Genomic DNA, 12478 nt, shown 5'->3' on the forward strand with positions numbered 1-12478 from the left:
AAATCTGACTGTAACTTTTACGCCAACCGCAGATAAGGACACTTCTGTAAAAATCCAGATGCCTTGTTGTGGGCATGTAAATTATGAGTATGCGTTGGCGTAGGTCGAATAATGCCACCAAATAGGTCATCCAACCCGTAAGGGGTGAAAAATTGCCATTGTCCTTGAGCATTTAGTCGAACTCCCACAGCAGTAGCGGTGTGCAGCCAATCTGTGATGCCATCCTCTGTACTAGTATAAGGTCTACTACCAAGACGCCAACGAGCAAAACTGGCTTGATTTTTGACATCAAACTCGTCATCAGGAAATTGTTCTGTGAGAGTCGCTTTTGCTGCTAGTTCCTGGGAACGGTTCCCCTCTATATCAAAGAATGCAATATCGAAATCTTTAATAATTAACCCATAGTCATTGCCAAAAATTGAAGACCAAACGGTGTTTCGGACTGCACCCCCTGCTAACCACCAGTTAGGTAGATTTAGTTGAGCGATCGCAGGTAATACTGTATTAATACCTGTATCAGCTAAAATCATCTGTAGACGAGTGTTACTATTCATATCACATTCCTAGGATTGTCAAGTAGAAGGTGAAAATATTATCATTCATATTTCATTAAACTTACGGTGTTGATAGTCCTGTTGTGATACTTTGCAGGTCAATGTTTATCACCAGAACTTCTGTAGTCATAGTATAAATAAAACAGGTTGCACAGAAGGTTAAATTGTGAATTTAGAATTTAGAATATTTATTTATGGAAGATTTATTTGCGCGACTAGAACGCACACTCAATCCTGAACTGCCTTCCCTAACAGAGTCACAACAAAAACTCCTCCAAGAACTCAGTATTGATGAAAATAAACCCGGTACGATTCTACATGACTTTCAAACTCTGATAGATTTCTTACAACCAAATGGAGTAGAAGTTAGTAGTGTTAATAACCTTCTACCGCTAAAAGTACTATCAGAAGTTAATTCTCGGTTAAGTCATCCAATTGAAACTAAACTCAAACGCCCCGTACAGAAATCATACCCCTACATTAATGGACTATATCTGTTATTACGCAGTTCTGGAATAGCCCAAATTAAATCCCAAGGGAAGAAGCAGGTTTTAGTTTTAGATGCCGCAACTTTGCAATCATGGTCAAGCCTCAATCCAACCGAACGCTATTTCAACTTATTAGAAGCCTGGTTGATTTGGGGAAATAACGAAGTTTTGGGTGAACATCAAGATTCATTAGGGAATTTATTTAGATGTATTCAACTTTGGCCCCGCGTCCCAGATAAAGGTTTAAAATTTCCTAAATATGAAGATCAAAATAATATTAGTTATTACCCCGCTCTGCATAATGTTGCTCTATTAGAGTTATTTGGATTGTTATCTACCAAACATGGGAAACCACAAGAAGGCAAAGGGTGGCGCATTACTAGTTTACAACGCTTACCCTTTGGTGATGCTCTGTTGCAATTCCTCTTTCCCTTAGGTATACGAGGAGAATTACAGGATGATGTAAATGTTAGTTTTGGAAAATTACAGTCACATTTTCAACCATTTTTTCCAGAATGGGAGCATAATTTACTTGTTCCCAAGCAAGGCTTCACTGATGGTATTTATATTTTCAAAGTATCCCTTTTTGAGCCTTGGCGACGCATTGCCATACCAGCAAAAAAACCATTAAGCTGGCTAGCAGAGATAATTCTCGATGCTTTTGACTTTGATTACGATCACCTGTACGAGTTTAGTTATAAAGACCATTTTGGTCGCATAATAAAAATCGGTCATGCTTACATGGAAACACCCCCATTTGCCGACCAAGTACAGATTGGTGATTTGTCTCTAGAACCAGGTGGTAAAATGACCTATCTTTATGATTTTGGTGACAACTGGAAATTTGATGTGCAGTTAGAAGCAATTAATCCACCTGATAACAAAATCAAGAAACCGAAGATTTTAGAAGTTTACGGAAATGCACCTCAACAGTATTGGAGTGAGGATGATGAATTGGATGAAGATGAAGGATGAGGAAGATTTAAAAAAGTGTAGATAATGAAAATTTCCTCGTGTCCCCGTGTCTTTTGTTTGTGTCTACTAAAACCCGCTTTAAGATTGAAATAGTTTTAGTTACAATAAAGTAATACAAATTGTCAGGAGATAAAAGCTGTGAATCTTCCATATACTGGAGGTTGTCAATGTGGACAGATTCGTTATGAAATTCATGCTCAACCTTTAACCCTATACCTATGCCACTGCAAGGAGTGTCAGAAACAATCTTCTAGTGCCTTTGGTATGTCTCTTACAGTATTACGAGATGCTGTTGTAATTGTTCAGGGAAAACCGAAAGCTTGGACTCGGAAAAATGATAGCGGACGTGAAGTAAATAATCTGTTCTGTGGCGACTGCGGAACGCGATTATTCCATGAAAGGACTTACAATCCAAATACTATCAATGTCAAAGCTGGAACCTTAGATGATACAAGTTGGTTACGCCCAGTGGGTAATATTTGGACACGTAGTGCCCAGTCATGGGTGATAATTTCAGACCAATTGCTCAACTATGACGGGCAACCAGAAGATACGCAGGCTTTATGGGAAAAATGGAAACAACAACATCCATAAATGCATAACTCCTGATATTAGACATCATATTCCTGACACTTAAATCAATGCCCTTGATTGTTAGTCTAACTCATGACTGTACCAAAGAAGATAATGATAATATTTTACTGGGAAAGTGCTTTAATGAACATATTAAATTATTTAAAAAAGTAATAGTAAACTCAAATTATAAGTTCAGCTTGTGTATCATATATATTTCCACTTGTCTGCAAATCATTAATAAAGCTAACACACTATTAATATTTCACATGAAAAATTACTGGATATTTTCAATCAAGTAATTTAAGTGAAATTGGATAAGTAAGACGATTTTGGTTCATTTTCAACACTTTTAACAGCTATTTCTAGACAAGCTTGATGAAAAACGATACACCGAACCCAGACCAAGAAATTGGGCGCTTGATTGATGAGGTAATGTCTTCATCTCTGACTGATGAACAGTACCGCAAAAAGATGCAGCGACGCAAAGAAGTGCAAGACAAGCGCATAGCAGAAGCTGTACCAGAAAAAGGGTTAATTATTGTAAATACTGGTAACGGTAAGGGTAAAACCACTGCGGCTTTGGGGATGGTATTGCGATCGCTCGGTCACGGGTATAAAGTAGCGATCATTCAATTCATCAAAGGTAGCTGGGAACCTTCCGAAAAAAGGGTTTTCAGCTATTGGGAAGACCAGATAGAATTTCACGCAATGGGCGAAGGCTTTACCTGGGAAACTCAAGACCGCGATCGCGATCTTGACAAAGCTAGCGCCGCATGGGAGAAATCGTTAGAGTACATTCGCAACCCAGACTTTCATCTAGTGTTATTAGACGAAATCAATATCGCCCTCAAAATGGCTTACTTACCAGTAGAAGACGTTTTAGCAGGTTTGGCGCAAAAACCCGCTAACAAACACGTTATTCTCACAGGTAGAGGCGCACCACCTGCTTTAATTGAGCGTGCTGACTTAGTAACTGAAATGACCCTAGTTAAGCACCCTTTCCGAGATCAAGGTGTGAAAGCACAACCGGGAATTGAGTATTGAACTAGGAACTGGGGACTGGGAAGATTTAGATATGGATTCAGACCCCAACCAAATCTTAAAGTAATTTTTTGCCCATTCCTTTGCAACTTGCTGCGCCAAATGCGAGTGCATCTCGTAGAAAAGTTGGGAAATCCTGGGCACGACCTGTTTATTCTGAATTGTGATTTTGTTAAAAACTAGGTTTCCTACTCAGCAGAGATCAGAAACCTGGTTTTTAATTCTCGTATGTCATATCAATTTGAAAAAAGAATGCAACACATAGATAATACCCTTCCCCAACCCTGCCCTTGCTAAGGGGTGCGCGTCAGCGCAGGTGGGCTTATCTGTCGTAAACATTTTTTGAATTGGTATCAGATGTGGAAAAGCAGATTATGCCTATATACAGCAGATTTCAAATTAATGAGGTACAAAAGCTAAGTCTGTTATCGAGGTATAAAGTGTGTTTTAGTTCTGAATTCTGAATTCTGAATTCTGCTGTAAGTTCCATTTGTTACTTTTTATTCCAGAGACTTAAAAATGCTTGATAGATGGCTGGAGTCATCTGACTTTGTAAATGATTTAATGCATCACGATGGTTTGCATTATTGTCATCATAATAAGTAAACAGATTCGTGAGCTTGACAATCTCAGGATTTTGATCGTTTGTTCCCCTCCATTTGTTAGTAACTTTGTGTAAAACATCCTTGGGTAAATTTTGTTGTAAGTTATTTAATGCTGCGATGTAAGAAGGATTTTGAGGATTCTTTTTGAATTGGAAACACAAATCTATCAGCTTGACTTGTGACTGGGGCTGGGGCTTATCTGTTAGACTAGATTGCTGTAGAATTTGACGCTGTTCAAAAGTAGCAATACCATTTTCAGTTAAACCCTGAGATTTCTGAAATTTCTTGACTGCTGTATAAGTAGCTGGGCCATAAAAAGGCTTGTCTGGAGGAATTTCGGCATTGGTTGCAAAACCGTGAAACTTCAATCTATTTTGAAGCCCTTTGACTGTTTCTTCCATTACAGTTCGAGTATCTACATCAGCGTTACCATTAACCGTAAGTTTTTGTGAGTACTGTTTCTGAAACTTTTTAATCGCTTCTTCAGTAGGATCGTCTGTCAAAAAGTCGCTATTCCGCTTCCAGGGAGCAAATTTAGTGAGATCCGGCTTAGGATCAATCTCAGGAGCTAAATATCCCAATCCGATCAATATATGACGGATGACTTCAGGGCTACTAACGGCCATGCTTTTTGGTTCCTTTGCGATTAAACTACCATTTAATGTATCTTGTTTTACAAAAATTAGGTAAGTAGAAATAAATAAATCTAGCATTTCTTGTTTGCAAGGCGTTCCGAAAGTTAAGCGATGTGTGACAACAAGCTGCAACTCTTTGAGACCTTCGGCGTATGCAACTACAGAGAGTGAAAAAGAAAGAGATGCGATCGCTTATTCTCAACTATTAATGATACTACGTGTTAAGGGCACACATCTGTGCGCCCCTACTGCTCTATCCACTGCAAATTTCTAATATTCATCGAAAGCGGCGGGAAACTCCATCCCCTTGTGGGTGGAGAGGGGCAGTCGCCCCGCTGCTTGGGGCATTGGGGATTGGGCATTGGTAACTTCTTCCCCATGCCCCATGCCCCATGCCCCATGCCCCATTCCCCATTCCCCATGCCCAAAAACTCCATCCCCTTGTGGGTGGAGTTTTTTATAATATTTAACAAACCTGATTTCAGGAAAAGCACATCTTATCTTTGTAGCACCCTCTTGAGTGAAGTAGATATTTTGGCTGCATATTATAGGCGCTAACTACTGACTATTACTTTATGAGTGTACGTACAAAACTTAAGGGACAGTAATGAATCCACTACAACGCAGGCGCAAACGGGGTGTTATTCTTACACCTCAAGGATTTGAGAAACTTCAAACAGCGAAATGTCAGGCACAAAGTTGGGAAAACTTAGATAAACGTTATACTTTGGAAGATTTAAGCGATCGCACTGGCTTAGATCCAGATACCCTGATGAAGGTATTTCATTGCCAAGTAGGAGTTGACAAGCAAACTCTAAACACCTGTTTCAGAGCTTTTAATTTATTACTTGAACCAAGTGATTATCAACTACCTCGGACTAGTGATTTGCATCAACTCATTGAGAGCTATGCCGATAATCCATTGGCATTAAATATAGCTTTTAACAAAATTGATAAGTTATTTGATGGTAATATTTCGGAGTTTTTAAACCAAAAAACATTAGTTTTTGGAGAGATTAGCCAGCTTTTAAAAGAGCATTTTAAACACGTGTCAGATACCGAAAATCTAATTATTGGGTGGTTAGCAGGTAATTCTCAGCCAGCTTCACTTTCAGAACTGCGATCGCAAATATCACCTACTATACCAACACCACAATTACTAGATGCTTTAGAATCTTTGCAAGAGCGTTCTCTAGTAGAGAAGAATGCTTATCTTTTCTCTGTTTCCCCAATGATTAGAGAATATATAAATCACCAATTAATCCAAAAGCAAATTAGCTCCAATATCAAACAGCAGCAGCGTCCATCACAAAAACATCGCTCAATTACTACTAGAGAAAAAAGCAAACTCTCGTTTAATATTCCAGCGCTTCCCGTCGTGAAGCAGCAAGGTTAATTTGTCAGCAGTAAACTCAAAATGCAACTGACGATTTTCAAATTCTGGCCAAGCAGCTTTAAAATTATGCTTTGTTAAATCCCGAAATGCAACCGTTAAATGGGGTGCAAAAGGGCGGGTTTTAGAAACCTTGTCAACAATTCTCAAGTTGCTTTCTGTATAAGCCATTAAATCAGCTTGTAAAGTTAAAAGCTCTTGACTTCTGACGACATTAATGTAAATGACACGAGGTGCAAAGGCATCAAACCCTTTGAGTGTAATTGCTACTGGCTGTTGTCCACTGGCAAACTCCTTCAAGGATGCTTCTAACAGTGGCAAGTTAGTATCTGCCCATTCAAAGGGCGGTTGCAGGGTAATATGAGGCGGAGACTTTAGCGCCCCGCTACTAGCATAGCGATCGGCAAAGTACTGCTTAATCTCGTTGGCGTAGTCTTGAATATCTTGCGGTGGTAGGAGGGCGACAAAAAAACGGCTCATATATCTATATTAAATTAATTAGTAAATCACTATAGTTTGTGTCTATTGCTACTCAAATGCTACCCAAAAATACTCATAACTAAAGCAGGATGTTTGTTGTAACTGGAGTTAAGAAGCTAATGCCGTGGTTTGTAAAAATTGAAGAAGGGAAAGTCGATAAATCTACCTTTGACCAATATGTACCTGCTCACAAAGCCTACATTCGGGAATTGATTACTAAAGGACACAAAGCGCGAACAGGCTATTGGGTGGAGCAAAGAGGCGGGATGTTACTGTTTGAGGCAGCCTCAAAAGAGGAAGCAGAAGCGATTATAGCTGATGACCCCTTGGTAAAACACGGCTGCGTCAACTATCAGCTTTATGAATGGCGAATTGTTATGGAATAACACACACTTACTGAATTTTAATGTTATGCTTATAGAAGACCTGGATCTATGCGATCGCAACACCCAAATCTTGTCAGAACCGGAAGGTAGCAGCAACACGGGAGGCTTGTGGTAGGCGTAGTCTCCGGGTCGCCCTATTTTTAGGAGCGGTCAGCAACCATGCCTGGTTTTGGAGATATTGTTCAAAAAGCTTTTTACCTCGGAGTTGGATTAGCTTCTTACGCAGGTGAGAAAGCAGGGGGAAAATTAGCCGAAGTGCGATCGCAAGTCCAAAAACTGGCAGATGAAATGGTTGCAAAGGGCGAAATGAACACAGAAGAAGCCCGCCGCTTTGTTGAGGACATGATGAAGCAAGCCCAACAAGCCCAAGCATCTGGTGAAACCTCACCAGAAACGCCCCCTTCTCAACCTCGCCGCATTGAAATTTTAGAGGACGATGAAGAGCCAACGGTGAAAGAGGCGTCAAATGATGAGAATGTAGATAAATTACGCCAAGAAGTGCTAAACCTGCAAGACGAGTTAAAACGATTGCAACGCGATCAATAAAAACCATTCTTTGAGCGAAATATCAGTAATAAGTGGCATTTTGACATGACACTTCGGATAAAAACTTGATAAGATACATTGCTTAGTGTGTGTTTTAGTGCTTCAAGGCAGATAACACAAAGCGTCCTGTTTATAGCCTGCAAAGGTGTCAAGTTTATGGAACAGTGGCAAAAAGATTTAGTAGAAATCGTCGAAACAGTGGCTGATGAAGTAGAGCGCTTCTTCCTGGGAATGAGTGAAGTGGTAGACGCATTTTTTGAGCTAACGGAAGAAGTCAGCGAGCAAGTACACAATAATATTGTTACTGAAGTCGATCAGTATCTACAGGATTTGGCTGAACCAATGTTGGAAGCTTACTGGGAACTGGAAGACATTGTAGCAGATGTCGATCCGGGTTTTCCTTATTCAGTTGAACCTACATCTGAAAAAAATCCTGCCTGTATCGGTTGTAGTCACTACCACGGTCAAGTTTATGGTGGTAATTTATTAGTTTGTGCTATGCATCCCCACGGTTGTGAAGATGAGAATTGTCCAGACTGGGAGAAGGAAGAGTATTGAGGGGGAGTTAGGAGTTAGGAGTTAGGAGTTAACAAGCTACAAAATTACTAAAAGGACGTAAAGATAAGTAGAATAACTAATGACAAATGACAAATGACAAGTGACAAATGACAAGTGACAAATAAGAAATGACAAATGACAAATGACAAATGACAAGTGACAAATAAGAAATGACAACTGATAAATTATCTGAAAGTGCATCCCAGGCAAACCAAGAAATGAAGTATGGCGAACGCGACATTGCGGAAGGTAAACTAATTACCTTTGGGAATCCGCGTGTGGGGAGGCGATATGACATTAACATTACTTTGCCGGAATTTACTTGTAAATGTCCGTTTTCCGGTTATCCTGACTTTGCGACAATTTATGTTAGCTATGTGCCTGATGAACGGGTAGTGGAATTGAAGGCGCTCAAACTTTATATTAATAGTTACCGCGATCGCTACATTTCCCACGAAGAATCTGCCAATCAAATTTTGGATGATTTTGTGGCTGCTTGCGATCCGTTGGAAGTGACGGTGAAAGCAGATTTCACGCCTCGCGGTAATGTACATACCGTAGTTGAAGTGCGTCACCAAAAGTAACCTCATTACTGATGAGCACAGATGGCATTAATCGGCTTCATTCAGCAATTTTCTTCACGGCAGATTGCACTTGAAGCACAACTTTTTTTGATAAAGGAATATACCCAAGTTCCAAACTGGATTTTTGCCCGTCAATCACAGCCCAATTCACAAAATTTTTCAGCGCTTGAGCTTTGACTCGGTTTGGATATTGGTGATAAGTTAAAAGCCAGCTGTAAGTGACGATGGGATAAGACTGGGCACCTGTAGGATCGGGGATAAAAGCAATCAAGTTATCATCTGGTAATTCCACTGCTTCTAAAGTTTGTGCTACAGATTCTGGTGTTGGTATAATATAATTGCCAGATTTATTTTCTAAAGCAGCCACAGAAAGTTTATTTTGTTTGGCGTAAATGTATTCTACATAGCCAATAGCTCCTGGTATCTGTTGAATCAGGGCGGTAACACCTTCGTTACCCTTTCCACCAATTCCTACTCGCCATACTACAGATTTACCAGCCCCAACTTTGCTTTTCCATTCTGGACTTATGGTGCTTAGGTGTTTCGTCAACACGCTCGTAGTTCCACTACCATCAGTTCGGTATACAACTTGAATCGGTAAATCGGGCAAACTTGCTCCTGGGTTAGCTGCGGCTATTCTAGGGTGATTCCAATTCTTAATTTTTCCAAGAAAGATATCTACGTAAACTTGGCGTGGTAGCCTTAGAGCAGTTGGCACATTGACTTGAGACGACTGCTGTGCAACTGATTTGAGATTATAAGCTAGCACAATAGAACCAGCAGTTATTGGCAAAGCAATTACTCCCCGTTTTATCTTGGCTGCTTGTTCACTTGTAATTCCTACATCACTAGCTGCAAAATCCACAGTACCATCGATAAGCTGTTGCACTCCAGCACTGCTTCCTATAGCTTGATAGTTAATTTCTATATTGGGATTTTGCTGGTTGTAATCTGAAAGCCAACGCTCATACAAAGGTGCGGGAAAACTTGCCCCAGTTCCAACAAGGGAAACACGCTTTATGTTTTTCTGCTCGGCAGTGCAAGAAGCAATACTCAACAAGATAGCGATTAAAGGTAGAAGGCAAACCCGTCCCTGAGATTGAAGTTTAGCAGACATAGAAATCTTTTGTTCCAATGTTTAATAAATACCTCTAGTAATTTTCCAATTTGTAGCTGTGTGGGCGTAATTAATTGTAAATAACTTTAAAACGCAGAGCTTAACGCAAAGGTACGCAAAGTAATCCTCTGCGTACCTCTGCGATTTCCTTTGCGCGACGGCAGTCGCTACAACGGGGGGAACCCCCGCAACGCGCTGCCTCCCCTTTGCGTTTAAACTTCAATCGCCGCCTCTTTCTCTTCACCTTTTGGCTGTGAACTCAGCCGATCTAAAATCTCCAAAACTTCTTGTTCAAAAGCAACTTGGGCACGATTAGTTTTGCCACCTACATACAAGCGATCGCCTTTTTGCAATGCCCAGATTTGCGAGTGGGAAAAGTAACTCATCACCACACCCAGCATGAGCAAGCCAAACCCTGTGTAAACAATTGGTATGCCTGGATCGGCTTTAATTTGTAAGCCTGTGCTACCAATGACATCCAAAATTTTCAGCTTCACGCCATTAACTTCGGTGAACATCCCAGCGCGGACTGTATCAACAAGTTTGCCAGTGGCATCATAAATTAATACCATCCCTTGCAAGTCTTTCGCTAACAGGGAGACACCCTCACTCAAATCTGGTTTCGTTGGAACCCAGGTTCCCCAAATGCGCCCGTTACCGTTGGTGTTCAATTGCGCCATTGGAAGCTGAAAAATCGGGCTGTTATTAAATTGGACGCGAACACCTGCAATTCCCCAATCAGTTTGATAGAAAGTTATGCCATGATAGCGCAGAGGCTCGTTGACAAAAATCTTCTTGTGGTCAATTTCCTTTCCCTGATTATTCAAAACAGACATATCTGAATAAAATTGATTAATGCCGCCAGATGGTGTGTAGTCAATCCAAAAACGATTGACGCGCACAGACCAATCTTTCGGGATTTTTGCGGCTATTGGGCCAGCATCGACAATATTTGTCACTTGAAATGTATCGCCACTAGCAACCATTTCCTGAGCGAGAAACCCAGTCATCGCCCCCCAAATTCCCCCTAGCAAAATAGCGACGATGCCAATATGAACGATAATTGGGCCGATGCGTCCGACTATTCCTTTGCGGGCGTAAAGGAGATTTTCTTTTTCTCGATCTGGAAAAATTTTATAGCGGTGTTTCTGTAATATTTCACTGAGAGAATTCAGGGAACCAGTATCTAGTTCTGTACTTAAAGCTAACTTTTGAAATTGTCGGGGTTCTTCGTAATATTTCCAGCGCTGGGCAGCTTTTAAGGCCGGTAACTGACGGGTAAATGAACAAGCAGTTAAGCTAGTGCCAAATAAGATGAGTAATGCCAGAAACCACCAGGTACGATATACGTGGTCTAATCCAACTACTTGAATTACCTTCCAAGTTAAGAAACCAAATAAAGCTGGATGTTCTGGGTAATTGGCTTGGTAAAATGCGGGTGATTGACCTTGCTCGATTACAGTACCGGTGGAGCTAAAGATGGCAATCAATAGCAGTAGTGCGATCGCTAGTCGTAAGTTGGTCAGTACAGGCAAAAGCTCTTGGCGTAAGAACTGCCCAGGTACTGCCCACCATTTTAATTCTTTGGACGCCGAATCTTCTAAAGTCATTATGTGTAAAATCTAACAAAGGTATTGATATTAAAAACTGCCGAGCGGAATCCGAGAAATTAAGGAAAACACACCGAATCCTACCAACAGCGCCCCACTAACTGGGTTAATCCAACCAGACCAGCGACGCAATTCTAGTAATTTTTTAATTGAAGCTGTAAAAGTACCTGCCAAAATCAACGGTGCTACATAACCGGCTGTATAAGAAAGTAGCAAAACAGCCCCTAAAATTAAGTCTTGTGTATTGGCAATCCAACCCAGTAAGCTGGCTAAAACAGGTGTGCTACAAGGGGATGCGACTAAGCCGAAAGTCAGTCCCAGCAAATAGGAACGCAATCCTGCTGGCAAATCCGGCGAAATCCAATTCGTTTCGCCCAAGGATGGAAATTGCAGAGGCAGTGCTTCTAATAAGTTCAGCCCCATGAGAATGGCGATAATGCTGACGATAATCGGCAAACCAATTCCTACTTGACCGTAGACTTTTCCGACAAAACCTGCTAATATACCTAATCCTGCCAATGTAGTTGCTAAACCTAAAGCAAACCAAGTTGATTGGGCAGCTGCTTGCAAGCGGCTTTTGGCTTCATAACCACCGATGTAACCAATGGTAATTGGCAGCATGGAAAGCATACAGGGTGTGAGACTGGTGAGCAAACCAGCTGCAAAGATGATACCAATACTCACCACGCTAAGGTGTGTTAGTTGGTTAGAAACGAGGCTGTTGGCAAATTGTTCTAGTTGGTAAATTTGGGTTTGCAGATTATCAAACATGGGGAGTTTCTGAGCGGGAAATGCTTACTCTGCTTGAATGGTAGCTTATTTTTGGTTTTTGAGTCAGCAGAAGTGATTATCCAAACCTAATATCATCTAAATTTCATCTGCCCAAAGAAATGTATTTAAAATACAATTAAGCTCAGATTATCCCTGAAG

General features: G+C 40.8%; 15 protein-coding genes and 1 other RNA gene. 9 read left to right on the forward strand and 7 right to left on the reverse strand.

What is annotated here, in order from left to right; all coding sequences use genetic code 11:
- Positions 1–17 precede the first annotated feature (17 nt).
- Positions 18–554, reverse strand: coding sequence for a nucleotidyltransferase family protein (locus HWQ40_RS22640; protein ID WP_292782099.1), 537 nt, complete (start codon positions 552–554; stop codon positions 18–20).
- A 194-nt stretch (positions 555–748) separates the two neighbouring features.
- Here HWQ40_RS22640 and HWQ40_RS22645 point away from each other — a divergent pair, with 194 nt between their 5' ends.
- The 3 genes from HWQ40_RS22645 to cobO all read left to right on the forward strand — a co-directional run bounded on the left by HWQ40_RS22645 (position 749) and on the right by cobO (position 3637).
- Positions 749–2017, forward strand: coding sequence for a plasmid pRiA4b ORF-3 family protein (locus HWQ40_RS22645; protein WP_292782101.1), 1269 nt, complete (start codon positions 749–751; stop codon positions 2015–2017).
- A 138-nt stretch (positions 2018–2155) separates the two neighbouring features.
- Entirely contained in the window at positions 2156–2611 is a 456-nt protein-coding gene (locus HWQ40_RS22650) for a GFA family protein (protein ID WP_292782104.1), read from the forward strand.
- Positions 2612–2968: 357 nt separating this feature from the next.
- Positions 2969–3637: a cob(I)yrinic acid a,c-diamide adenosyltransferase gene (gene cobO, locus HWQ40_RS22655; RefSeq protein ID WP_292782107.1), complete on the forward strand. Its 669-nt coding sequence runs from the start codon at positions 2969–2971 to the stop codon at positions 3635–3637.
- Positions 3638–4127: 490 nt separating this feature from the next.
- Here cobO and HWQ40_RS22660 read toward each other — a convergent pair whose 3' ends face one another.
- Entirely contained in the window at positions 4128–5006 is an 879-nt protein-coding gene (locus HWQ40_RS22660; RefSeq protein WP_292782109.1) for a peptidoglycan-binding domain-containing protein, read from the reverse strand.
- Between the two features lie 138 nt (positions 5007–5144).
- Positions 5145–5282 (reverse strand): hypothetical protein, encoded by a 138-nt coding sequence (locus tag HWQ40_RS22665; RefSeq protein WP_292782112.1) that lies wholly within the window; start codon positions 5280–5282, stop codon positions 5145–5147.
- 199 nt (positions 5283–5481) lie between these two features.
- On the opposite strand from HWQ40_RS22665, the gene HWQ40_RS22670 reads away from it, so the two are divergent.
- A complete protein-coding gene (locus tag HWQ40_RS22670) occupies positions 5482–6270 on the forward strand; it encodes a hypothetical protein (RefSeq protein WP_292782114.1) in 789 nt (262 codons plus the stop codon).
- Here HWQ40_RS22670 and HWQ40_RS22675 read toward each other — a convergent pair.
- Positions 6196–6747 (reverse strand): 2'-5' RNA ligase family protein, encoded by a 552-nt coding sequence (locus HWQ40_RS22675; RefSeq protein WP_292782116.1) that lies wholly within the window; start codon positions 6745–6747, stop codon positions 6196–6198. The genes HWQ40_RS22670 and HWQ40_RS22675 overlap by 75 nt on opposite strands.
- Before the next feature lie 119 nt (positions 6748–6866).
- Between HWQ40_RS22675 and HWQ40_RS22680 the strand changes: the two genes are divergently transcribed.
- From HWQ40_RS22680 to queF, 5 genes are all read left to right on the forward strand, one after another.
- Positions 6867–7133: a YciI family protein gene (locus tag HWQ40_RS22680; RefSeq protein WP_292782118.1), complete on the forward strand. Its 267-nt coding sequence runs from the start codon at positions 6867–6869 to the stop codon at positions 7131–7133.
- Between the two features lie 37 nt (positions 7134–7170).
- Positions 7171–7267, forward strand: an RNA gene (gene ffs, locus HWQ40_RS22685) — signal recognition particle sRNA small type.
- 25 nt (positions 7268–7292) lie between these two features.
- Positions 7293–7679, forward strand: a complete 387-nt coding sequence (locus HWQ40_RS22690; RefSeq protein ID WP_292782121.1) for a phasin family protein — start codon at positions 7293–7295, stop codon at positions 7677–7679.
- A gap of 156 nt (positions 7680–7835) precedes the next feature.
- Positions 7836–8237: a hypothetical protein gene (locus HWQ40_RS22695; protein ID WP_094350338.1), complete on the forward strand. Its 402-nt coding sequence runs from the start codon at positions 7836–7838 to the stop codon at positions 8235–8237.
- A gap of 170 nt (positions 8238–8407) precedes the next feature.
- Positions 8408–8821 (forward strand): preQ(1) synthase, encoded by a 414-nt coding sequence (queF, locus tag HWQ40_RS22700; protein WP_292782122.1) that lies wholly within the window; start codon positions 8408–8410, stop codon positions 8819–8821.
- Positions 8822–8858: 37 nt separating this feature from the next.
- Here the strand turns inward: queF and pstS are convergent, their stop codons facing one another.
- The 3 genes from pstS to HWQ40_RS22715 form a co-directional block, all read right to left on the reverse strand.
- Positions 8859–9938, reverse strand: coding sequence for a phosphate ABC transporter substrate-binding protein PstS (gene pstS / locus HWQ40_RS22705; protein ID WP_292782124.1), 1080 nt, complete (start codon positions 9936–9938; stop codon positions 8859–8861).
- 212 nt (positions 9939–10150) lie between these two features.
- The gene (locus HWQ40_RS22710) at positions 10151–11548 is read right to left on the reverse strand and encodes a cytochrome c biogenesis protein (protein ID WP_292782127.1); all 1398 of its coding nucleotides are present in this window, start codon (positions 11546–11548) and stop codon (positions 10151–10153) included.
- A gap of 30 nt (positions 11549–11578) precedes the next feature.
- Positions 11579–12319 carry a cytochrome c biogenesis protein CcdA gene (locus HWQ40_RS22715; protein ID WP_292782130.1) on the reverse strand — a complete coding sequence of 247 codons (741 nt, stop codon included), beginning with the start codon at positions 12317–12319 and terminating at the stop codon, positions 11579–11581.
- Between the last annotated feature and the right edge of the window lie 159 nt (positions 12320–12478).

The sequence above is a fragment of the Nostoc sp. NMS9 genome, assembly GCF_017114995.1.
Taxonomy (GTDB): Bacteria; Cyanobacteriota; Cyanobacteriia; order Cyanobacteriales; family Nostocaceae; genus Nostoc.

What these genes read in the sequence shown, in the direction of transcription:
- HWQ40_RS22680 (WP_292782118.1), top strand. Translation starts at nt 6,867, where the DNA reads ATGCCGTGGTTTGTAAAAATTGAAGAAGGGAAAGTCGATAAATCTACC.
- HWQ40_RS22675 (WP_292782116.1), bottom strand. Translation starts at nt 6,747, where the DNA reads ATGAGCCGTTTTTTTGTCGCCCTCCTACCACCGCAAGATATTCAAGAC.
- HWQ40_RS22645 (WP_292782101.1), top strand. Translation starts at nt 749, where the DNA reads ATGGAAGATTTATTTGCGCGACTAGAACGCACACTCAATCCTGAACTG.
- HWQ40_RS22665 (WP_292782112.1), bottom strand. Translation starts at nt 5,282, where the DNA reads ATGGGGCATGGGGCATGGGGCATGGGGCATGGGGAAGAAGTTACCAAT.
- queF (WP_292782122.1), top strand. Translation starts at nt 8,408, where the DNA reads ATGACAACTGATAAATTATCTGAAAGTGCATCCCAGGCAAACCAAGAA.
- HWQ40_RS22715 (WP_292782130.1), bottom strand. Translation starts at nt 12,319, where the DNA reads ATGTTTGATAATCTGCAAACCCAAATTTACCAACTAGAACAATTTGCC.
- cobO (WP_292782107.1), top strand. Translation starts at nt 2,969, where the DNA reads ATGAAAAACGATACACCGAACCCAGACCAAGAAATTGGGCGCTTGATT.
- HWQ40_RS22710 (WP_292782127.1), bottom strand. Translation starts at nt 11,548, where the DNA reads ATGACTTTAGAAGATTCGGCGTCCAAAGAATTAAAATGGTGGGCAGTA.
- HWQ40_RS22640 (WP_292782099.1), bottom strand. Translation starts at nt 554, where the DNA reads ATGAATAGTAACACTCGTCTACAGATGATTTTAGCTGATACAGGTATT.
- HWQ40_RS22695 (WP_094350338.1), top strand. Translation starts at nt 7,836, where the DNA reads ATGGAACAGTGGCAAAAAGATTTAGTAGAAATCGTCGAAACAGTGGCT.
- HWQ40_RS22670 (WP_292782114.1), top strand. Translation starts at nt 5,482, where the DNA reads ATGAATCCACTACAACGCAGGCGCAAACGGGGTGTTATTCTTACACCT.
- pstS (WP_292782124.1), bottom strand. Translation starts at nt 9,938, where the DNA reads ATGTCTGCTAAACTTCAATCTCAGGGACGGGTTTGCCTTCTACCTTTA.
- HWQ40_RS22690 (WP_292782121.1), top strand. Translation starts at nt 7,293, where the DNA reads ATGCCTGGTTTTGGAGATATTGTTCAAAAAGCTTTTTACCTCGGAGTT.